Source organism: Bdellovibrio bacteriovorus str. Tiberius (genome assembly GCF_000317895.1).
Lineage (GTDB): Bacteria > Bdellovibrionota > Bdellovibrionia > Bdellovibrionales > Bdellovibrionaceae > Bdellovibrio > Bdellovibrio bacteriovorus_F.
In genome coordinates, this window is sequence record NC_019567.1 from 2616492 (window position 1) to 2637893 (window position 21402).

Genomic DNA, 21402 nt, shown 5'->3' on the forward strand with positions numbered 1-21402 from the left:
ACACTTTGAAGCAGAATCAAATCAATCTCACAAATCTCGATAGAATGTTTGATGTCCTCGAGGACCATCACTGGTCCGTTGCAACTGAGGTTTTCTCAGAGGATTTCTGTCGGGCACTCGCCCAAGAGTGTCAAAATCTTCATGCTGCCGGGGCCCTGAACAAAGCCTCTATCGGACATTCAAACACGAAGACCGTGAATACCGGGATTCGGGGTGATTTCACTCTGTGGCTGGAGCAGGACACGGGCTCGGATTTGCAAAAGCAGTTCCTTGCCGAGCTTGAAATTCTGCGCCAGAAACTGAATAAGAATTTTTATTTGGGTCTCCAAAGATTTGAATCTCACTTTGCTCTGTATCCTCCCGGCGGAGGATATGATAAGCATATCGACAACCACCGCGGTTCCGGCGCAAGACGGATCACTTTCATCCTCTACCTCAATGCCCACTGGCAAAAAGGCGACGGAGGAGAACTGAGTTTGTACAGCCCCGAAGATGAAAACCTTCTGCTGGCGCAAGTGCAGCCCCGCCTTGGAACATTTGTCCTTTTCCGCAGCGATCTCTTTCCCCATCAGGTGGAAAAGAGTCATTCACCCCGGCTCAGTCTGACTGGCTGGTTTAGGAACGACGCATCATGAAGTCATTGTTTGCAGAAGTTGTTTTCACTCGTATCCACGCCCGCCTCACCGTTCTGTTATGTTCTTTGGTAGCGGCGGTTCTGGGCTTGATGGGTCCTTTCTTTCAGAAGGAATTCATCGACCAATTGACCGGAGTCGAAAGCAAGCTGCACTTCATCCAGTTTGATCACACCCTGTCTTACATCATTGGCGCCTTCTTCTGTGTTTTGCTGGCCCAGGCTTTCTCGCAACTGACAAACTTTCTGAGCGTTCGCGAAGCCCTGCACATGCAAAAGGTCTTTGCCAAACGTCTTTACAATAAAACCTTGCATCTGCGTGTCGACACCATGAGCGGCCGCCCGGTGGGGGAAATTGTTTCCCTGTACGCCACCGACGTTCAAGGGGCCACCGTGTTTTTGGATCAGACGCTGCCGGCCGGCGCTTCCACGATCTTCCCCCTGATTCTGGCACCCTTTGCAATTTCGCTGCTGTTTGATATTCCGCTGTGGCCGACCGTGCTGGTGATGCTGGGAATTTCCTGTTTGAACACTTTCATGGCGTTTCGTCAGTCGAAGTTCTTTTTCAATTTCAAGCAACTGGCAGCAGAACGCATTGGTCTGGTGAATGAGTGGATTCAGAACATTCGCACCATCCGCATCTTAAGCTGGACCCATCACTTTGAAAGCAACATCTTCGCCAAACGTGAAATCGAAACCAGCAACCGTGTTTCCATGGTCACCAACGGTCAGATGATGAACTCGATTTCCACTTCCATCACGTTCTTCCTGAATGTGGTGGCATTGGCAACTTTGGTGTTTTACTCCAAACACACCCTGACCAGCGGTGAACTTTTGGCGTTGCTTTGGATTGTGGCGGTGTTCCTGACCCGTCCCTTCCGTCAGATGCCGTGGTTCTTTACTTTTGCCTTTGATTCCTGGACATCGCTGCGCCGTCTGGAAGAATTCTTCTCGACCCAAAACAATGAAACCGCGGAAAACTCCCTGGAACGTCGTCAAGCCGAACTGGTTGACAAATATGCCCTGCAGGTGCGCGGCTTAAATCTAACGGTAGCACAAAGAAAAATTCTTAGAAATGTGGATCTGGATATTGCCCACGGGGAATTTGTCGCCGTGGTCGGCGAAGTGGGCGCCGGTAAATCCATGCTGCTTTTATCATTGCTGAAAGAAACTGGAGCCCACTTTGACTTCTATCACCTGGGTGGCAAAAACGCCCTGAATGTTCCAGTTGATGAAGTTCGTGCGCACTTTGCCTATGTCCCGCAGGAAGGCTTTATCATGAACGCCACCTTGCGCGAAAACGTGGCCTTCTTATACGACATTGAAGCGGAGCGGGACCCGATGGTGGAAGAATCCTTGCGTCTGGCGCAGTTTGATCTGGACACCGAGCGTGTGGAAAAAGGCCTTAACACCGAGATCGGTGAGCGCGGCGTGAATCTTTCCGGCGGCCAAAAACAGCGTGTGGGACTGGCGCGTGTGCACTATCACGAAGCGCCGATCATGCTGCTGGATGACTGCCTCAGTGCCGTGGATGTCGACACTGAACATAAATTATTTGAACAACTTCTGCTGGGTGCCTGGGCGGACCGCACCCGTCTATTGGTGACTCACCGTCTCAGCGCGCTTCATCGAGTGGACCGTATTTTGTTCATGGAAGACGGTCAGATAATTGATTCGGGCACTTATGAAGAACTGCTGTCGCGCAACGAAAAATTCCGCGAATACACGACCAGCGTTGCCAAAGAAGCCACTGAAAAAGAATCCGCAAAGAAGGCGGAGGTGTCTCATGTCTAGTGCTCCAATCAAAGCCAAATACCTCAGCGATGGCGACACCAAAAAAGACGGCGGCTATAACAAGACCATTTTCGAAACCCTGAAGTTTGCCTACAGCCCGTTCTTCACCCGCATCATTCTTTGTCTGATTCTGGGGATCACAGGGCGCGGCTTGCTTTTGGCCAACACCAACGTGATCGGCTATTGGGTTGATACCATTGTCGGCAAAGAAAACATTCTGTCAGGCTTAAGCTCCGCCCAGTTGATCACCCTGCTGGCGGTGATGGCGGTGACGGGCTTCGTTCTGACCATGACCTTCCGGGTGAGCTTCTCGCGCCTGTCGGCCCAGGCGATTTCTTCATTCTATGATGAAGTGACCCTGCGCACGTCCCGCCTGCCGATGAGTTTCTTTGACAACACTCCGGCCGGAAGAATCATCACACGTTTTTCCAGTGACTATGGCAACGTCTTCCGTTTGTTTGGCGGACCTTTGGCCGAATTTATTTCCATCATTTTTGATCTGACCATGATGATCATTCTGATCACCGTGGCAAATCCGGTGTATCTGATCTTTGTGGTCTTTATCGCGTTGATGAACTATCTGATTTACAAACTGAATCAGGAAAAACTGCGCACGGCTCGTCGTGAACTGTCAGCCAGCCGTTCTCCAAGCATCGCGCATTTTGCCGAAACCACCCAAGGGGCCAGCACGATTCGCTCGTTCCGCCGTCAGCAGTCATTCAGTGAACGTTTTGAACGCCTGGACAGCCACTTCCTGACGCAAAAGATGGACACCACAAAAAGTCTGCTCAGCTTCTCGTTGCAGATGAACAGTCTGACGGCCTTACTGCTGTTGGTAACCGGCGTGTCGGCTTATTTTATGGTTGAAAAAGGCTGGGCGACGGTCGGATCTGTCGGTGTGGCCTTTGCATTTATCGCGCTTTCCGGCAACACCGTGCAGATGTTCTTTGAATGGTTGACCCAGTTTGAAGAAGCCATGATCGGCGTTGAAAGACTGGATCAGTACATGCGCATGAACATCGAACAAGGCAGCTTGCTGCCTTCAACGGCCACCTTTGCCACGGGACACCCGACTTATTCTCCGAGTGTGGAAAAGTACCTGTCCACGCGCCGTCTGACCGAAGAACGCAATGCCTCTGTCCAAGTACAAGACGTGTGGTTCCGTTATCGCGAAGACCTGCCATGGGTTCTTAAAGGCGTCAACTTTGACGTGAAGGCCGGCGAACGCCTGGGTATCGTGGGACGCACGGGTTCAGGCAAATCCAGCCTGATTCAGGCTTTGTTCTATTTGTACCCGATCGACAAAGGCCAGATTGCCATCAACACCCACCAACCGAAACTGACCGCGGCGACCAACGGCGTGGATCTGAACCTGTACCGCAAATCCATGGCCTTTATTTCCCAGGAACCGATTCTGTTCCAGGGAACATTGCGCTTTAATCTGGATATTGAAGGCACCCTGACGGAAGAAAAACTGCTTTCCGTTTTGGCACAGGTGGGCTTGCGCGAATGGGTGCTGGCTCAGCCCGGTGGCCTGGATATGCGCATTGAGGAACGCGGTAAAAACCTGTCCCTGGGGGAACGTCAGCTTCTGTGCATGGCGCGCTGCCTGCTGCAACAAGCCCCGATTGTCATTATGGACGAAGCCACCAGCTCGGTCGATCCCCAGTCTGAAGAAATCATGGTCCGCGCGACTGAAGAATTCTTCTCGGACCGCACCCAGATTATTATTGCCCACCGTCTGTCCACGCTTGCAAAGTGTGATCGAATCTTATGGTTACAGAATGGCGAGATCAAAGCTTTGGGGCCGACATCGGAAGTGCTGCCTCGCTTTAAAAATACAGAACTGGTCTAACAATTAGGGTTGCCCCTGCCGATGATAAGGGGTATTTCATCGGGCAAAGCATAAATTTTCAACTGGTGGGGCGAGATGGACAGCAACAACAACCAGAACAACATCGAAGTCCAGGATCAAGACACAGTTCTCATTCTATCCGAGAGCTGGTCTGCCCTTAGTCCGGCCGAGCGCCGTGAAAAATTCAAAGACCTGCCCCGCACCGATGCTGAAGAGCTTTTCCTAAGCCTTAAGACCCACGATCAGGCCGAACTGATCGAAGAAGCGACTCATCTTGAAAAGAGATCCTGGATCCGCCTGCTGGCCCCCGATGACGTGGCCGATTTGATCCAGGAAATGGGCGGCGACCACAAAGAAGACATCCTGTCTTTGCTGGACCCGCAGACCAAACGTGAAGTCACGGCCCTGCTGGCTTACGCGGAAGACGCCGCCGGGGGCTTGATGAGCTCCCGTTTCGTGCGCCTGCGTCCTGACATGAGTGTGGATGAAGCCATCAGCTACATCCGCATTCAGGCCAAAACCCACGTTGAAACGATTTATTACGCTTACGTGCTGGATTCCGACCAGAAGCTTCTGGGCGTGGTTTCCTTCCGCGAGTTGTTCCAGTCTTCACCTGAAAAAAAGATCGCAGAGATCATGCACACCGATGTTCTGAAAGTTCCTGTTGAAATGGACCAGGAGCAAATCGGTCGCATCTTCTCGCAACAGGATCTGATGGCCGTCCCGGTTGTCGATGAAAACGGTATCATGAAAGGTATCGTTACGTTCGATGACGTGGCCACGGCCATTCAGGAAGAAGCGACCGAAGATATTCATAAAATCGGGGGTGTTGAATCCCTGGATGCCCCGTACCTGAAGATCTCGATGCTCGAGATGTTAAAAAAGCGCGGTGGCTGGCTGATGATCCTCTTCCTGGGGGAAATGTTCACAGCAACGGCCATGGCATTCTTCGAGGATGAATTGTCCAAAGCCGTGGTGCTTTCCATGTTCATCCCGCTGATTATCAGCTCGGGTGGTAACTCGGGTTCTCAGGCTTCCACTTTGATTATTCGTGCGATTGCTCTGCGCGAGGTGCGCTTGCGTGACTGGTGGCGTGTGCTGGGTCGAGAGATCATGACCGGGGCCTGCCTGGGTCTGGTGCTGGGTGCGATCGGTTTTATCCGAATCATGCTGTGGCCGAATCGTGAAACACTGTACACCGCTCACTACATGCAAGTGGGTCTGACAGTTGCCGCCAGCGTCGTGGGTGTCGTGTTGTGGGGAACTATTTCCGGATCGATGCTTCCCTTCATCCTGAAAAAAGTCGGCTTTGACCCCGCTTCTGCTTCGGCCCCGGCCGTCGCCACTTTGGTCGACGTCACAGGCTTGGTGATCTACTTCTCGGCCGCATCCTTCTTCCTGTCAGGAATTCTGCTCTAGAAAAAGGTTCCCGGTTCTTTTCCGGGTCTACACCGCAGCAATAAAAAAAAGGGAGTCTTTCGACTCCCTTTTTTATTTCTTAACTTCAGTACTCTAAGTCTTAATAAGTCCCGATGTCCAGTCGCGGATCATCGCCAGGGTTCCGGTTCGAGCGTTCTCGAAGGCGACCCCGTAGGCTTTGTTTTCTTCGCACCAGACCACTTGACCCTGCACCTCGATGACTTCGTGGCCATCCGGGCTTTGGATGCGCATGGTGACGATACCGCCTTTTTCCAGAGCCTGATCTGTATTGAATGACAAACCACCCTGAGAGATCGTGTTCACAGAACCCACCAGTTCACGCTCACCGACCTGAACGCGGATTTCTGAACTCATCTTGAAGCGATCATGCTTACGGCGCGCTTTCGGATCACGAGCACGCAGAACCTGCCACAAGATCAAAGGCACCATCAGCAATCCGAAAACAACACCCGCAGCACTGCCGCCGGATCCACCGCCCGCTCCCGGGCCCTGGTTGACAACGGATCGAACCAGGCCACAACCGCCGCCGCCAGCAGCAGCATCAGAAGCCACACCTCGTTCAGACAAATAAGATGGCTTGTACGACGGCTGAGAAGCCATCGTCGACGACATGCTTTGCGCCCCATTCAGCAGACTTAAAGCATCAATACGCGCACTGGAAGAAACAATGCCGTTCAGGGAGTACACCTGATCCGCGGACTGCAACACCAGTTGTTTGATCTGATATCCGGAAAGACTGGTCGCTTCGCGCAAGGCCAAAGCCGCCATCCCCGCCACAAACGGAGCCGCCATACTGGTGCCGGACATTTTCATTGTGTCGTTACCAGGAACGGTACTTTCAATATATTCACCCGGACTGCCCACATGAACGGTGTAACTGCCATAGTTCGAGAAGCCCGAGCGGTCATCCCACTTGGAAGTCGAAGCCACAGCGATATTGCTTGGAACATCATAGTTGGCCGGATACATCGGAGCCGAGTCATTGTTACTGCCATAGTTGCCGGCAGCCGAAACCACCAGCACGTGATGGTCGTAAGCGTATGTGATCGCATCATGCAAAGAGCGGCTGTAAGTCGAACCACCCCAGGAATTATTGATCACGCGCGCGCCATTGTTCACGGCATAATAAATAGCTTTAATCGCATTGGCTGTGGAACCGGAACCACCCGCCCCCAGGAATTTCAAAGGCATCACCTGGATTTTGGATTCTGCCAAAGGACGGGCAAAGATATTCTGGCCCGCACCCACCACGATCCCCGCCACGTGGGTTCCGTGGTCGTCGTCGTCATAGAAGTTTCCGGTATTGGAAATAAAGTTCCAGCCGTTGATGTCATCAACATATCCGTTTTGATCGTCATCAACCCCCGGAGTTCCGTTGGCCTCGATCTGGTTGATCCAAAGCGCGCCCGTACCGCCCGAGCTGTAAGGCTTGAAAACATCATGGGCTTTGTCCAGCCCGGTATCCACCACCGCGACAATCACTTTGCCATGGGATGAATCCAGCGCTGATTGCTGAGACCAGGATTCAGCAACACGCGTGTCGGCCGTGGACTGGGAATAAACGGAAGGATTTGAGGACACATAACCTGACGCCACGACGTCTTCATAAGACAGACGTTCGACAGGACCGTTGGGCTCCACTTCGTTCTTTTTCAAAATGAAGTTGGGCTCAATATATTCAACATCCGGGTCATTCTTTAAAGCCTCGTACATGGCTTTTTCGTCCATGTCAGACTTCATAGACACCTGGAACACACCCAAGCCCGGAAAGGCGGACTTAAAGTTGGCTTTCCCCTGCAATTTGGTCTGAGCCAGCCCGGATCCTCCAGCGGAGGCCTTGAACTTGATCAGATACTCGCCAGGAACAGCTTCAGGAGCTGACTGCGCCCCCGCATTCCACCCAATCAGAATCAATGAAATAAAAAGACCTCTTAGAATCGGCGTCACCGGTTCTCCTTTTCCACTCAGTTACTATTCGGCCGGAAGTCGAGGAGGATTTAGACAAATTATTTTTATTCTGCGTCTCACAGTGAGACAGCGTCAGAACTTGAAGCCCGCGGGCTTAGCTGATATCTATTTAATGCCGATAGGTCATCAGAGAACAGGACATCTAGCTATGAAACAACTTCAGAAGATCTTCTTGCAGGGCCTCGTTACATTTTTGCCGATCGCACTGACAATCTATATCATTTACGCCGGCGTCGCGATTGTAGACAGCTTCCTTGGGGACGCTCTTCGCCAGATTCTGCCAATCTATATCCCGGGATTGGGGTTCCTGATCACGATTGTGCTGATTCTTCTTTTGGGTCTGATGCTGAACAACCTTCTGGCGGGCGGTATCTTCCAAAAGCTGGAACAAAAGCTGACCAAAGTTCCCTTCATCAAAGCCATCTACAGTCCCCTGCGCGACCTGATGAATCTGTTTTCCAAGGGTGGAGGCCCGGGCGGTCTGCAAAAAGTTGTCTTGGTGGATATTGGTGAGGGCGAAACCCCGATCCGCGCCATGGGCCTTGTGACCCGTGAAAGCTTCAAAGACGTTCCTGCCATTGAACAAAATGCCGGGGACCGCGTCGCAGTTTATATTCCAATGAGCTATGGTTTGGGTGGATTCACTTTGATGATTCCAAGAAATCGCATCACTCCGCTGGATATGCCGATTGAAAAAGCCATGAGTCTTGCCATCACCGGCTGGGTGAAGGCCGACAAAAACGAAGGCGAGAAAAAGTAATGTCTGATTCTTCTGAAAACACCCTGAGCAAAGCCCGTCGTATCAATCAGGACACCAGTCGTTACGGCGTGTTTGCTGAAATCGGCGCCGGTCAGGAAGTGGCCCGCCACTTCTTCCAGGCTGGTAAAGCGTCTCAGACCATCGCCAAAACCATCTCGGCCTATGACATGGTTGTCAGCGATGACATCTATGGCAAAGAAGCCAACGGCCGATATGTATGTGAACCGCGCCTATACAAGATGCTGGATCACGAATACAGCCTGTTGATCGATCGACTGACAGGCCCGCGCGGTGCCACGTCCCGATTCTTCGCTTTGGCCAACACTGTGGCAACAGCCTCTTCCAGCAGCAATAAACAGTCCCATGGCTGGATGGGTGTGCGCTTCCAGGCGGAACCCGGCGGCCCGGCCAATGAAATCATTCTGCATGTGCGCATGCTGGATCGTCATCGCCTGCAACAACAGGAAGCTCTGGGCATCCTGGGTGTGAATCTTTTGAATTGTGCATTTTATCATCTGGATAAACCCGAAGACTTCATTCCTTTGCTGGCTGAGGGCCTGAAGGACGGCCAGATCATTATTGATGTGATCAAATTCTCGGGCGCAGCCGTGAAGCATTTCGACGTGCGCCTGATGAATCTGGAACTGGTTCGTCGTGGCTTGGCGGAAGCGATCTTGTTCTCGCCTAAAAACGAGATCCTGAATGTGTCTGACGCCATCTATGGCAAATCGCTGCTGATTCAGCGTGGAACCTATCGCCCGGTCACAGTGACCCACATGGATGTTCTGAAAAAAGGCCTTGAGCAGATGAAGGGCGACGTTCTGGCAACCGAGGGCAAAGCCCTGGAAGTTCTGCCGATCATGGAACTGACCATGCACAATCTGACCACTGACGGACACGTCAATGAAAAGGACTTCCTGGAGCGCGTGGAAACCCTGACCAGTCAGGGTGTGCACGTCATGATTTCCAATTTCTTCCTGTTCTATGGACTGAAACGCTTTATCCGTCGCTACAACCCGCACTTTATGGCGCTGGTTGTGGGTGCAAGCCACTTGAACAAGCTCTTCACAGAAGAGCACTACAGCAACCTGCAAGGTGGTCTACTGGAAGGTCTTGGCAAACTGTTAGAGCAAAAAACCAAACTGTATATCTATCCGCACAAGACACCGAATCTGTGCCTGACGGCAAGAAGCTTCTTCCCGTCCCCGCACCTGCGCCATATCTATGCTCATTTCATTGAAAACAAGCAGATCGTGGACATCTCAGGCTGTGACGAGACTGGTGACTATTTGCATTCTGCAGATGTGATGAAGATGATTGAATCCGGTGATTCTCAATGGGAGCAACTGGTCCCGCCAAGTGCTCGTGATCTGATCAAGTCTAAAAAACTATTCGGCCTCAGATAGAGGCCGAAGTTCCTTTCAAATTAAAATTTAAATTCTTAGAAAGTGTCGCAGCGAACGTTCGGCACACAGTAAGATGGGTGCACCTGATCGCCACAGGATTTGCGTGCATTGAATTCAGCCTCTACCAATGATTTCCCCTCCCCTTTGAATGTTTTTCCGTAACCGGAATCAGTTAACATGCAAATAGCCCCGGCAATCGGGCGCTCGGTGCGCGGGTCAGAACACTTCACCGCCCCTTGGCAGTAGCTGGCGTGAACACCCTTGCCACAGGCTTCACGAGCGGACGCTTCCGCCTCTAGTTTGATACGTCCTTTTCCCAGAAAAACTTTGCTGTAGCCGGAATCAGTGATCATGCAGGCCACCTCCAAAGCAGCTGGAGGTGGGTATGGTTCCGGTCTTTGATTGTACTCAAGATTGGAAACGCGCTGATTGATCTGGCTGATGACGCCTTCCAATTGATTCACGCGGGTTTCAAGAATGCGGATGCGTTCAGCCGATCGATCCTGCGCCCCGGCGCTGTGGGCAAAAAGAAAACAGGATGCAGAAAGAACCAGAACCAAAGAACTTCTTATAAGCGACATAATCACAACCCCCGGTGTTTTTCTTCTCCCCCATTGAGAAGACGGAAGTTACAAAAGCAAGATCCAGGCCAAAAAATCAGGAGTCAGAATGGCCCCGGAGAGAGGTTTGGAATTTTTTGGCAAACCGGAAGTAAGTCATCGCCACGAACAAAATCCCAGAGCTGCAAACGGGCAACAGAAAACCCAAATGCCCGTATCTGGAAAAAACATACCCGCCCAACACCGAGCCCAATCCGAAAAACAGAATGATCCCCAAGCGCATCAAGGTGGCCTTTTCTTCATTTTCCACATCATGCAGCTTGTGCCGGTTCAGAATACGCACCAAGCCAATCCCCAAATCAGTGGTAATCCCCGTCAAGTGTGTCGTTCGAATCACAGAGCGGGACACGGTGGTAATGGTGCCATTCTGAACTCCACAGACCAAACACAACAGAGCCAGTAGCACAAAATCCCGACGAGCCCCCAAAGGCTCACCAAATGTGCCAAAAAAGCCCAAGGCTCCCCCGACAAAGACCACCAAAGTCAAAAAGAAGATGAAACCGAAGGCGATATAGTATTTTGGCTTCTTTCGGAGCTTCAGGCGGATATCCACCAGTTGACCGCTCAACATGGCCCCAAACAAAAAGAACAAAGGCACCAGCAACATGCCCCAGGCATATCGCGGTCGCCCCTTCGCCAACTCCAAACCGAAAAACGTGGCAAAACCGGTCACATGAGAAACAAAACGATGGCAGGCCATAAAGCCCCCGATATTGAGAACCCCCGCCTGCAAAGCCATCAGCATCCATACGGAAATATTACTTTTGGTATAGTGGGAAATGGACTCGTTGCCGTAGATCATAACACTCTTTGCTATACTCACTATTGCAACATGATGCAATTACAACTTGACTCTTCGGCACAAAAAAGGCACGAAGACGTCATGCCCTATTTCTTGCCCGAAGAACTGTATTACACGACCAATCACGAGTGGCTGCACGTCGATGAGAATCTCGCGACAATCGGCCTGACCGAATATGCCCTGGAACGCCTGGGCGAAATTCTTTACATGGAGCTTCCTGAAGAGGGTCAGCACACCACCCCGGGCCACACCTTGAGTTCCATTGAAAGCGTGAAGAACATCCATGATCTGATCTCCACCATCAATGGCACAGTGCTGGAGATCAACGCCTCTCTGATTGAGGACCCCACGCCTCTCAATGACGATCCAATGAGCGAAGGCTGGCTATTTCGTATCGAAATGGACAACGAGCGCGACCTTTCCAGTCTGATTCGCTCCCGGGACTACAAAGCCCTGATCAGCAAATGAAAAAGCACCGCGACTTAGTTCTTTTTTTAAAGTCTCACGGCCTGCGCATGACCGCTTCCAAAAAGCTGATGATCCAGTTTTTCCTGGATCATCAGAATCACCCTGTCCGCCCCCAAGATTTGCAAAGCTTCATGACCAAGCATCTGCCCAAAGCGGACCGCACGACGATTTATCGCAATATTGAAAAATTGATTTCTTTGGATGTTATTCAGGAACTGCATATTCCGCAGAAGGGAAAAGTCTTTAAGTACATCTTCGACAAAAAGCCACATCACTACTGCATCTGCAAGTCCTGCGGTAAAGTGATCAAAGGCAATGAGGACCTTTTCAAACGCATCGAAAAGACATTGAAGGAAATCCACGACTTCGCCAAAGCCAATCTGTCCGTCGTCTTTTATGGCCACTGTTCCCAGTGCGAATAAATCCCATCGACTAAAAAAACCCGCACTTATCAGGTGCGGGTTTTTAAAAGAACTATTTCAGACGGGAGTTCAGGAACTCAATCAAGCACTGAACCGGCTGACCGCTGCCGCCGCTGGAAAGCAAAGCCCCCTGAGCCTTGTCCGTCCATGCATACACATCCAAGTGCGCCCATTTTTTTCCACGCACGAATTTTTGCAGGAACAATGCCGCCGTAATAGCGCCACCGAAACCGCCGCCGGAATTTTTGCAATCCGCAAACGGTGAAGACAGATCGCCCCAGTACTTTTCAAACAAAGGCATGCGCCAGTTCAAATCACCGGAACGCTGACCGGCTTTGGTCAAAGCCGCGGCCAGTTCATCATCGTTCGAGAACAGACCGGCAATTTCAGCCCCCAAGCCCACCTTGATAGCACCCGTCAGGGTCGCAACGTCAATCACCAGCTCGGCTTCTTCTGTGCCTTTTTGCGTACAGGCCACATCCAAAACATCCGCCAGAACCAAGCGGCCTTCCGCATCGGTGTTGTCGATTTCAACTTTCATCCCACTGCGGGCCGTGATCACATCCCCCGGACGGAAGGACTTTCCATCCACCGCATTTTCAGCCAAGGCCAGATAGAAATCCAAAGGACCCGGATAGTTGCTTTCCGCAGCCCACTGAGCCAGGGCGATCACGCTGGCCGCGCCACCCATGTCTTTCTTCATCAGACGCATTGCTGAGCTTGGTTTAATATCCAAGCCACCGGTGTCAAAAGTGATCCCTTTACCGACAATAGCCACCGGCTTCAAAGCCGATCTCTTCGCCGGACGGTATTTAAGGTGAACCATGCAAGGACCGTTTTCAGCTCCCTGCCCTACGGCCACATGCAGACCCATTTTTTCGGAAACCAGCTTTTTGGTGTCCCAAACAGTGACTTTGGTGTTTTTCGGGAAGCCCAGGCGTTTGGTTGCCATTTCCGCGAAAGATTTCGGATTCAGATCATTCGGTGGCAAGTTCACCATGTGACGGGCCACGTTAACCGCGCGCGCGCGCAACATTGCATCCTTCACGACCGCTTTATCCCAAGAACCCAGAGATTTTCTCAATGCCACTTTTGGCAGATCGGTCAGTTGCTTGCCGTCAACGAACTGACGGAAGTTATAAACTGCCACATCCAAACCAACCAAAGCACCCAGATCCTGAGCTCCTTCAGTGCCATGGAATTCCATTTGAACTGCTTTCAGGTGGTGAGCTTTCAACTGGCTCACCAAAGTGCCGAACTGATCACGAGCCCAGGAATAAGCTGCTTCATCAATCAGACCGTCATGGCCAACGCTGGCTTTTTTGCGTGGACGAAGAATCCAAACCGGGCCGTTGCTGCCTGCGAAATAAACAACCTCACGGTCGTTCTGTTTCAGGGTCTTTGCCTGCCAAGCCAAACCATGCTCTTCAATCAGGGAAGCGAACTTTGCAGAGTCATCCACCCCTAGGAAATAGACAAAGCCTGTCATTTCATTTTTTACTTTAAGTTCTTTTCCGAAGTCGAAAGTTTCAATCCAGGAATGGAATTGAAGCTTCCCCGCCGCCTTTGCTGCTGGAGTCGCTTTTTTAGCCACTTTAAATCCTCACTTTTAGTTTGTGATTAGGGTGATATTCCGTAGAATCATAATATGACGTGGACAGAGACCACAAACCTAAAATTTTGCTTACTCAATGCAGAGAACCTGTTTTTGATGTTTGATGGAATCCCGTCCAAGGATGCTCTGAACCTGAAAGAAGCTCACTGGCAGCGTCTGTCCACGTCGGTCTATGAAAACAAACCTCTGAAGAAGACTCAGGATATCGCCAAAGCCCTCAAAGAGATCAACGCCGACATCATCATGCTGTGTGAAGTGGGCGGACTTGAATCACTGAATAACTTCAACCTTCTCTTTATGGATGAAGCCTATTCCCCTTGTCTGATTGAGGGAAACTCGGAACGCAACATCGACGTGGGGTTTTTGATCCGCAAAGGGCTGCCGTTCTATTTTGACCTTCAGTCCAACAAGCACCGCCTGATCAACTACCTGTATCCGCACGAGCGCGACAGCTTGGCTCACGGCTATCCGGTCAAGGGCGGTAAGATCACCACCAGCCACAAGTTTTCCCGGGACGTCGTGGAACTGAAGCTTTTCAAAACGGACCGGGACAAACCGTTCATGATCATCCTGCTGACGCACTTAAAGTCCCGGCTGGATCCGGAGCGAATTGACCCCAACGGTTTTGAACGACGTCAGGCCGAGCTGCGCACATTGATCGAAATCTATCAGGAACTGGAAAAAACCCACCCGCAGGTGCCGGTCATGGTCGCGGGCGACTTTAATGGCAACGCCAGCGTCACCGGCACCGATGAAGAGTTCAAAGACATCTATAGCCTCACTTCGCTGCGCGACGTGTTGGAGGTAGCGCAGCTGGAGTTTGAGGAACGTGCGACCTTTTATCAAGTCCGCAATTCTTCACGGGCCGACGGGCGGCAAATTGACTTTGTTTTCATCCCACCCCTGCTGCACCCTTATCTGAAGCCGGTGTCGGCTTATGTGCATCGCTACAAAGATGAGTTCGGAATGGCTCACGACATCCCCCGCAATATGGATGCCAAATTAAGTCTGCCTTCGGATCATTATCCATTGGTGTTCGAAATTGAGAAGCTTCCTTTGAAATAAGAAGCCAACATATTGACGTTTTTCACGGTCAAATTTATTCTAAATGTCACTATGGCAATGCAAAAAACTTCAATCCCTGATTTCCAAATCACCGCGAAAGTCGTCTACGTCCCTACAGAGTCGCGACCCGCTGAAGGCTATCATTTCTTTGCCTATAAAATTGCCATCACCAACACCGGATCAACTCCTGCCCAACTGATGAGCCGTCACTGGGTTATCACCGATGCTTTGGGCAAAAAAGAAGAAGTCCGCGGCCCTGGCGTTGTCGGATTACAGCCCAAAATTCAGCCCGGTCAAACCTTTGAATATGACAGCGCTTGCCCTCTGACAACGTCCACCGGCAGTATGGTGGGACGTTATTTCTTCGTGGGTGAAAGTGGCGAGAGCTTCTCGGTGGAAGTACCGGAGTTTTATCTGATCGCTCCTTTGGCGCTGCATTAATTCCCTGCTGTTCCTAAATCGCTTTTGAACATTACATGGTCCAGTTTTCAGTTTTTGGCTGGAAATTGCGAAGAAAGCCGTGCTAAACCCTCTGGCAATTCGTTGGGGGCGTTTTATGACGTGGTTTAAAAATCTCAAAGAACTTCTGGGCCTTGAAAAACCCGATATGTGCCTGTGCATGGTCGTCTCTGAACAAGAAGGCGCCGAGATCTGGGTTGAAGGTCAAAGAACCAACTATTTCACTCCGAAACTGGTCGCGATCAAAAAAGACCATCCGGTGAAAATCACCGTGAAAATGATCGGTCACGAATCCCATACTGCCGTGGTGAAAAGCTCGCACAATCTGACCTATTATTATTGCAACCTGGAGCGCATCCCGCTTAGACTCGTCAGCAATGAAGTCTATAGATCTGCCCATCGTTAAAAAAACATCCCGCCTGATCCTGCGCCCCCTTGAAGTCACTGATTATGAAAACTGGGTGCAGGCCTATTCCAGCATGCGAGATCCGCAAAATGAATGGGATGAAACCAACTGGGCAGAATCCGAACTGACCCCCAGGAAATTCAAAGAACTTCTGAAATCCGAAAAAGACCAGCGCGCACGTGATCACTTTTATTCTTTCGGTGTATTTTTGAAAGACGACGGCACGCTGATTGGTCTTGTCACCCTGATGGATATTTCCCGCGCGGTCTTCCAAAACGCCTATGTCGGCTATCGTATTTTCAATAACTACTGGGGTTATGGATTTGCTCAGGAAGCAACCCGTGGCTGCATCGACATCGCCTTCAAGAAATTAAAACTTCACCGCGTGGAAGCCGGCATCGCGCCGACAAACAAAAAATCCATCAAAGTCGCCAAGGCTTTAAAGATGCGCAAAGAGGGCTTAAGCAAACGCCGCCTGCTGGTTCATAAAAAGTGGCAGGACATGGAAATCTGGGCCCTGACCAAAGAGGAAGTTTAACCCCTCAAACCCCCGATTATACAAGATCATTTCTGCGAATGAAAACCGGGTGAAAAAGAAGTGAGAAAAGCATGATCAACATCATGCTCTTCTCACAGTTTTTTTGACGAATACGAAATTTAAGAGCGAAATCTCAGTCAAGAAATGAAAGAGGTTTCCCATGCTAAAACAAACCGTACTCGCAACCGCACTGATCCTGGCCGCCGCATTGAATGCAGAAGCCGCCACCCACGAAATCAAAATGCTTAACAACGGCAAAGAAGGCATCATGGTCTTCGAACCGGCTTATCTGAAAGCAGCCAAAGGCGACACCATCAAGTTCGTCCCAACCGACCCGTCCCACGACGTGTCTTCCGTGGTAGTTCCAAAAGGCGCCAAAGCCTTCAGCGCCCCACTGAACAAACCGCTGACAATCAAAGTCACTGAAGAAGGCGTCTACGTCTACGAATGCAAAATCCACCTGCCAATGGCCATGGTCGGCGTCATCCAAGTGGGTACTCCAACAAACTTAAAAGAAGCCCAGGACAAATCAAAAGAAATGTCCAAAACCTTCGCCATGAACAAAGACCGCCTGGACAAATATTTGAACCAAGTAAAGTAACCAACCCTCTGCGCGATGCTACCTAACTAACGCAGCATCGCCAGAAAAAACAACCAGGCACCTTTTCGGGGCGTCGACATAAGCACAAAGGTCGACGCCCTTCTTTTAAATAAAAAGCCCCTACCTGTCCCGTCGGCAAGTTCCGCAGCAGCTCATCCCAACGGGATGGCGTCCGCGAGGACTGTTCGCAGCCGAGGGGGCAGGTAGGGGCTTTTTATTTAAAAGAAGGAGCTAAGGGCTTCGTAGGAATGTCTTCCAGCCACCGTCCTCGGTGCGCTGATAGACATAGCGTTCGTGCAAACGGCCGTTCAGGCCGAACCAGAATTCGATTTCGGTGGGAATGACTCTCCACCCGCCCCAGTGTGGCGGACGTGGCACAACTTGGCCGTCGAATTGTTTTTCGTATTCTTGAACCCGGCGGGACAACCAGTCGATGGCCGGAATCGTTTCACTCTGATGGCTTGCCCAGGCACCGATTTGGCTTAAGCGGGCTCGTGTCGCAAAGTAAGCGTCACTTTCAGCCGCCGAAATTTTTTCAGCTTTGCCGGTAATGCGGATCTGTTGCCAGATCGCGGGCCAGTGAAAATTCAGACAGACAACCGGATTAGTCTCGATGTCTTTGCCTTTATGAGAACTGTAGTTCCCATAAAAAACAAAGCCCCCCTTGCTCACCTCTTTAAGATAGACGATGCGCACGGAGGGCACACCCTTTTCATCCACGGTGGCCACCGACATTGCGTTGGCTTCCGGGATCTGCTTTGTGACCGCCTCTTTCATCAGGCGGTCAAAATGCTCAAAAGGGTCTTTGTTAATGTCGAACATTAATTACTTTTTCTTTTTAGTGTCTTGTTTAACGATGTCGATCAACTCAACATCGAACACAAGAACAGAGTTTGGCGGAATGCCAGGGCGACCGGATGGACCGTAAGCCAACTCAGGTGGAATGAAAAGCTTGGCTTTGCCGCCAACTTTCATCAACTGAAGAGCTTCTGTCCAACCTGGGATCACGCCACCAACTGGGAATTCAGCCGGTTGACCACGATCGTAGGAAGAGTCGAACTGTTCGCCGTTAGTTAAAGTACCTTTGTAGTGAACTTTAACAACGTCTTCTTTTTTCGGAGAAGCGCCAGTGCCTTCTTTTTCAACGATGTATTGCAAACCGGAAGCAGTTGTTTTCACGCCCGCTGCAGATTTGTTTTTCTCCAGGAAGTCTTTACCAGCTTTAGAATTACCTTCAGCTTGTTCCTGTTGTTTTTTCATCGCCATTTCTTGAAGTTTCATCATAGCAGCTTGCATGTCTTCTTTAGACATTTCGTTTTTACCTGCTGCTGCGTCTTTCAAAGCCATCGCCAATGCATCTGCATCGAAGTCGATGTTTTGTTGTTTCAAGTTACCACCGATTTGTTGACCGATAGCATAGCTCGCTTTTTTCATATCAGTGTCGAGCTTAACTTTCTTTTGGCAAGCTGTTGTGAAGGCCATAGCCGCAACAACCAGACCACCAAGGACCAATTTATTCATGCTGTCTCCTCTTAAGGGGTTTTGTTTTAAATACTAAAGGCTTTATCTTGCGCTCGTTTCTTTTATTTTCAAATAGATAACGCGCAGTGAAATGAGCCTTAGTTCAGCGCAAGCCGTGGACGAACTTTTCAGCCTCGATGCGGGTTCCCTTGAACAGAACCGTCACGTGACGACGGTCCAAAGAGCCCAGATACATCGGGTCGTAGTAATATTGCAGCAGCTTTTCTATCCACACTTTATTGCCTGAAAGCTCGGCATGATTCAGGTACTGCAGCTCGGCGTTTTCAAGATCTGCCATGACTTCCTGAGTTCTCAATCCCCCCAGCTTACGGTGGATTGCCTGCAAAGACTGGCGATACCGGGCAAACAATTGCAATGCCTGCCCACGAAGGATGTCGTTTTCCTCGGCACAGCGAGGTGTCGAAGCCAAACTCTGCCCGATCGAGGAATTCAAAATGTAGTCTTCAAAGACATTGTCGGTTCGCACTTCCAAAGGCTCATCAATCCAGATCACTGGTGACGACCGCAACCGAATAAAGAACGTCGCCGGCTGTGAGATTCGCCCGATCAGACGACTTTCATCCTCCACCAGCGGTTTGATTTTTCCTTGAATTTTGTCCTCAAGAAGCAGGATTTCACGGGCCAGATGGTTTTCATAATCCACCTGGGTGGGCTGCGGAACTTCCCAATTGCCAAAGGCCGAGCCTCGGTGCCGAGCCAACGCCTCCAGATCAATTATCGGATGGTCCTTCAGTCCACGCAGAAAATGCGTCTTCCCGCTGCCAGTGGGACCGGACACTGCGATCAGCTCTTGTCTGACGGAAAATTCCTCAATTTGTTTGATCAGATAATTGCGGGCGGCCTTATAGCCTCCGGTCAAAAGCGGACGTTCAATCCCGGCCTCTTTCAACCAGGCCTGAGAAATGCGCGAACGCTGACCGCCCCGGAAACAGTAAAAGACCGCTTCGGGATTGGCCGTGACAAAACTTTTCCAGGCGTTCACGCGCTGCTCTTTCACGGCGCCGGAAACCAGCTCATGCCCCAGCTTGACGGCCGCTTCATTTCCCTGATTTTTGTAAACCGTTCCAACCCGGGCCCGCTCTTCATCCGTCATGATTGGCAGATTGACGGCTCCGGGAATTGAGCCCTGCTGAAACTCCACAGGGGCGCGAACATCCATCAACGGGATGTTTTGCTGGAACAGTCGTTTTAATTCATCGGGCTTGATGTTTTTAAGGCTCAAAGATCACCGCTTTATCCTGGCGAGGCAAAACCTCTCCAATGATTTCAGCAGATTTGAATTTGGCGCGCAAGGCTTGAACCATGTCGGCACTGACCTCGCGGGAAACGGACAACAACAATCCACCGCTGGTCTGCGGATCATGCAACAAATGCTGTTGCAGGGATTCAAGACCCGACACCGAAATGGATTCTTTGGTGTATTCCGCGTTTGAACGATGCGCTTTGGTCAAAAAACCTTTTTCCAGGAATGACAACGCCTTGGCAAAGCGCGGGATTTTACCAAAAGAAATTCGCAGACTGACTTGGCTGGCATTGGCCAGCTGCATGCCATGGCCGGACAAACCAAAACCCGTGATATCAGTCGCCGCATGCACTTCAGCCTTCAACACGTCAGTCATATAGTCCACGGCATTGTTCACGGTAGCCATGCTTTGCAAAGCTTCCATGATGTCAGCTTCCTGAACTTCCTGGCGTTTCAGTCCCGCCGTCAAAGTCCCTGTGCCCAAAGGCTTGGTCAGGATCAGATGATCCCCGGCTTTGGCTCCGGCATTGGTCCACACCCGTTGCGGGTTTACAAAACCTGTTACAGACAGACCGAACTTCAGAGTGTCGTCATCAATGGAATGTCCGCCCACGAAATTGGCGTCAGCTTCAGCGATCTTGTCGCTGGCCCCTTGCATGACATCAACGATCACTTCCTTAGGCAAAGTCGCCAACGGAAATGCCAGAATGCCCATGGCCGTCTTGGGCTTTCCGCCCATGGCATAGACGTCGCTCAGCGCGTTGGCCGCCGCGATTTCGCCAAACAATTTCGGGGTGTCGACAATAGGAGTGAAAAAATCAAGAGTTTGCACGAGGGCGATTTCGTCGTTGATCTTGTAAATCGCCGCATCGTCAAAAAGACCGCCATCCACCATCAAGGCCGGATGAGCCGCCGGGAATTTCACCTGCCTCAGAATTTCGCGCAGTTCGGAGGCCGCCACTTTCGCAGCACACCCCCCTTTTTGCACCGTCTGAGTCAGGGAAATTTTACTGGAAGTCATGAGTTGTGCGTTTCTTTTTTCTCTTCAGTTTGTGGCTGCTGCTCAGTCATCGGTTTTGCCGGATTCTGAGTGATCTGCTGTTTAGCTTCCTTTTCGTCAGCGGCAGGATCTTCATTCAAACCCTTCTTGAAGCCACGGATGGATTCACCCAAAGAACGTCCCAAATTGGGAAGTTTGCTTGGTCCAAAAAGAAGCAAAGCGATACCACCGATAAGCAGGATTTCTGTCCAACCCAAATTCATAAGGTCTCCTCGTTAGAACACCGAAACCCTAGCATAAGGCCTATTGCGCGGCAACAAAAGGAGGTGCATTATATTGAGAAAGGGGAAATACGATGCTGAGTTTCATCATGCTACTGGCCTTAGCTGGTAATGCACAGGCCCAGAACCCACCTAAAGCCAAGAAAATGAACACTTCCATCTATGAACAGGAAGCCGAAGAGGAAAAATCAGAGAGTTTTTCCGCCAAAGTCCGCGTTGTTCGCGAGATTTCCGATGAGGTCGAGGTCTTCTTTGAGGGCGAGAAAGCCAAAGGTGCCTACACCCTGCCGCGCTCCCTGCCGCAATATGGCGCACTGCTAAAGATCCTGGAGAAATCCCGCAAGCCGGGCGGCCCTCCGGTGCAGATCTCTGCTGACGGCGATAAACGCATCAAAACCGTCGAGGCGTCCGCCGCCCCGAAATCCACGGTGATCGTGCCTGACGACCCAAACAAGAAATGGGATTTCGGTAAAATTCCAGATTGAT

The 21402-nt window shown here is 50.9% G+C and carries 23 protein-coding genes; 14 read left to right on the top strand and 9 right to left on the bottom strand.

Annotated features, from left to right (window positions below; translation table 11 throughout):
* Positions 1–5 precede the first annotated feature (5 nt).
* From BDT_RS12425 to mgtE, 4 genes are all read left to right on the top strand, one after another.
* On the top strand, positions 6–635 hold the full coding sequence (locus BDT_RS12425) for a 2OG-Fe(II) oxygenase (protein WP_041577790.1): 630 nt from the start codon (positions 6–8) through the stop codon (positions 633–635).
* Positions 632–2425 (top strand): ABC transporter ATP-binding protein, encoded by a 1794-nt coding sequence (locus tag BDT_RS12430; protein WP_015091597.1) that lies wholly within the window; start codon positions 632–634, stop codon positions 2423–2425. Before BDT_RS12425 ends, BDT_RS12430 begins: the two co-directional genes overlap by 4 nt.
* Positions 2418–4280 (top strand): ABC transporter ATP-binding protein, encoded by a 1863-nt coding sequence (locus BDT_RS12435; RefSeq protein ID WP_015091598.1) that lies wholly within the window; start codon positions 2418–2420, stop codon positions 4278–4280. The genes BDT_RS12430 and BDT_RS12435 overlap by 8 nt, the downstream gene beginning before the upstream one ends.
* Before the next feature lie 75 nt (positions 4281–4355).
* The gene (gene mgtE, locus BDT_RS12440) at positions 4356–5699 is read left to right on the top strand and encodes a magnesium transporter (RefSeq protein ID WP_015091599.1); all 1344 of its coding nucleotides are present in this window, start codon (positions 4356–4358) and stop codon (positions 5697–5699) included.
* A 93-nt stretch (positions 5700–5792) separates the two neighbouring features.
* Here mgtE and BDT_RS12445 read toward each other — a convergent pair whose 3' ends face one another.
* Positions 5793–7667 (bottom strand): S8 family serine peptidase, encoded by a 1875-nt coding sequence (locus tag BDT_RS12445; protein WP_015091600.1) that lies wholly within the window; start codon positions 7665–7667, stop codon positions 5793–5795.
* Between the two features lie 169 nt (positions 7668–7836).
* On the opposite strand from BDT_RS12445, the gene BDT_RS12450 reads away from it, so the two are divergent.
* Entirely contained in the window at positions 7837–8448 is a 612-nt protein-coding gene (locus tag BDT_RS12450) for a DUF502 domain-containing protein (protein WP_015091601.1), read from the top strand.
* A complete protein-coding gene (locus tag BDT_RS12455; RefSeq protein WP_015091602.1) occupies positions 8448–9854 on the top strand; it encodes a hypothetical protein in 1407 nt (468 codons plus the stop codon). The genes BDT_RS12450 and BDT_RS12455 overlap by 1 nt, the downstream gene beginning before the upstream one ends.
* 35 nt (positions 9855–9889) lie before the next feature.
* On the opposite strand, the gene BDT_RS12460 is transcribed toward BDT_RS12455, so the two are convergent.
* Together BDT_RS12460 and BDT_RS12465 are read right to left on the bottom strand one after the other, a co-directional pair.
* A complete protein-coding gene (locus tag BDT_RS12460; RefSeq protein WP_015091603.1) occupies positions 9890–10435 on the bottom strand; it encodes a hypothetical protein in 546 nt (181 codons plus the stop codon).
* A gap of 76 nt (positions 10436–10511) precedes the next feature.
* Entirely contained in the window at positions 10512–11276 is a 765-nt protein-coding gene (locus BDT_RS12465; protein WP_015091604.1) for a YoaK family protein, read from the bottom strand.
* 81 nt (positions 11277–11357) lie between these two features.
* On the opposite strand from BDT_RS12465, the gene gcvH reads away from it, so the two are divergent.
* Entirely contained in the window at positions 11358–11744 is a 387-nt protein-coding gene (gene gcvH / locus BDT_RS12470) for a glycine cleavage system protein GcvH (protein ID WP_015091605.1), read from the top strand.
* Positions 11741–12166, top strand: coding sequence for a Fur family transcriptional regulator (locus BDT_RS12475; protein WP_015091606.1), 426 nt, complete (start codon positions 11741–11743; stop codon positions 12164–12166). The genes gcvH and BDT_RS12475 overlap by 4 nt, the downstream gene beginning before the upstream one ends.
* Positions 12167–12218: 52 nt before the next feature.
* Here the strand turns inward: BDT_RS12475 and BDT_RS12480 are convergent, their stop codons facing one another.
* A complete protein-coding gene (locus BDT_RS12480; protein WP_015091607.1) occupies positions 12219–13760 on the bottom strand; it encodes a M17 family metallopeptidase in 1542 nt (513 codons plus the stop codon).
* A 117-nt stretch (positions 13761–13877) separates the two neighbouring features.
* Here BDT_RS12480 and BDT_RS12485 point away from each other — a divergent pair, with 117 nt between their 5' ends.
* From BDT_RS12485 to BDT_RS12505, 5 genes are all read left to right on the top strand, one after another.
* Positions 13878–14846 carry an endonuclease/exonuclease/phosphatase family protein gene (locus BDT_RS12485; protein ID WP_015091608.1) on the top strand — a complete coding sequence of 323 codons (969 nt, stop codon included), beginning with the start codon at positions 13878–13880 and terminating at the stop codon, positions 14844–14846.
* A 51-nt stretch (positions 14847–14897) separates the two neighbouring features.
* Positions 14898–15287 carry a Co2+/Mg2+ efflux protein ApaG gene (gene apaG / locus BDT_RS12490; RefSeq protein WP_015091609.1) on the top strand — a complete coding sequence of 130 codons (390 nt, stop codon included), beginning with the start codon at positions 14898–14900 and terminating at the stop codon, positions 15285–15287.
* A gap of 115 nt (positions 15288–15402) precedes the next feature.
* Positions 15403–15711: a hypothetical protein gene (locus BDT_RS12495; RefSeq protein ID WP_015091610.1), complete on the top strand. Its 309-nt coding sequence runs from the start codon at positions 15403–15405 to the stop codon at positions 15709–15711.
* Complete coding sequence (locus BDT_RS12500; protein ID WP_015091611.1) at positions 15683–16249, top strand: GNAT family N-acetyltransferase; 567 nt, start codon at positions 15683–15685, stop codon at positions 16247–16249. The genes BDT_RS12495 and BDT_RS12500 overlap by 29 nt, the downstream gene beginning before the upstream one ends.
* A 160-nt stretch (positions 16250–16409) precedes the next feature.
* Positions 16410–16850 (top strand): pseudoazurin, encoded by a 441-nt coding sequence (locus BDT_RS12505; RefSeq protein ID WP_015091612.1) that lies wholly within the window; start codon positions 16410–16412, stop codon positions 16848–16850.
* Positions 16851–17081: 231 nt separating this feature from the next.
* On the opposite strand, the gene pdxH is transcribed toward BDT_RS12505, so the two are convergent.
* The 5 genes from pdxH to BDT_RS12530 form a co-directional block, all read right to left on the bottom strand.
* Positions 17082–17672 carry a pyridoxamine 5'-phosphate oxidase gene (gene pdxH, locus BDT_RS12510; protein ID WP_015091613.1) on the bottom strand — a complete coding sequence of 197 codons (591 nt, stop codon included), beginning with the start codon at positions 17670–17672 and terminating at the stop codon, positions 17082–17084.
* Between the two features lie 3 nt (positions 17673–17675).
* Positions 17676–18371 (bottom strand): FKBP-type peptidyl-prolyl cis-trans isomerase, encoded by a 696-nt coding sequence (locus tag BDT_RS12515; protein ID WP_041577794.1) that lies wholly within the window; start codon positions 18369–18371, stop codon positions 17676–17678.
* A gap of 103 nt (positions 18372–18474) precedes the next feature.
* A complete protein-coding gene (gene mnmH / locus BDT_RS12520) occupies positions 18475–19614 on the bottom strand; it encodes a tRNA 2-selenouridine(34) synthase MnmH (protein ID WP_015091615.1) in 1140 nt (379 codons plus the stop codon).
* Positions 19604–20656 carry a selenide, water dikinase SelD gene (selD, locus tag BDT_RS12525; RefSeq protein ID WP_015091616.1) on the bottom strand — a complete coding sequence of 351 codons (1053 nt, stop codon included), beginning with the start codon at positions 20654–20656 and terminating at the stop codon, positions 19604–19606. The genes mnmH and selD overlap by 11 nt, the downstream gene beginning before the upstream one ends.
* Complete coding sequence (locus BDT_RS12530; protein WP_015091617.1) at positions 20653–20898, bottom strand: twin-arginine translocase TatA/TatE family subunit; 246 nt, start codon at positions 20896–20898, stop codon at positions 20653–20655. Before BDT_RS12530 ends, selD begins: the two co-directional genes overlap by 4 nt.
* 92 nt (positions 20899–20990) lie before the next feature.
* On the opposite strand from BDT_RS12530, the gene BDT_RS12535 reads away from it, so the two are divergent.
* Complete coding sequence (locus BDT_RS12535) at positions 20991–21401, top strand: hypothetical protein (RefSeq protein ID WP_015091618.1); 411 nt, start codon at positions 20991–20993, stop codon at positions 21399–21401.
* Position 21402: the final 1 nt, after the last annotated feature.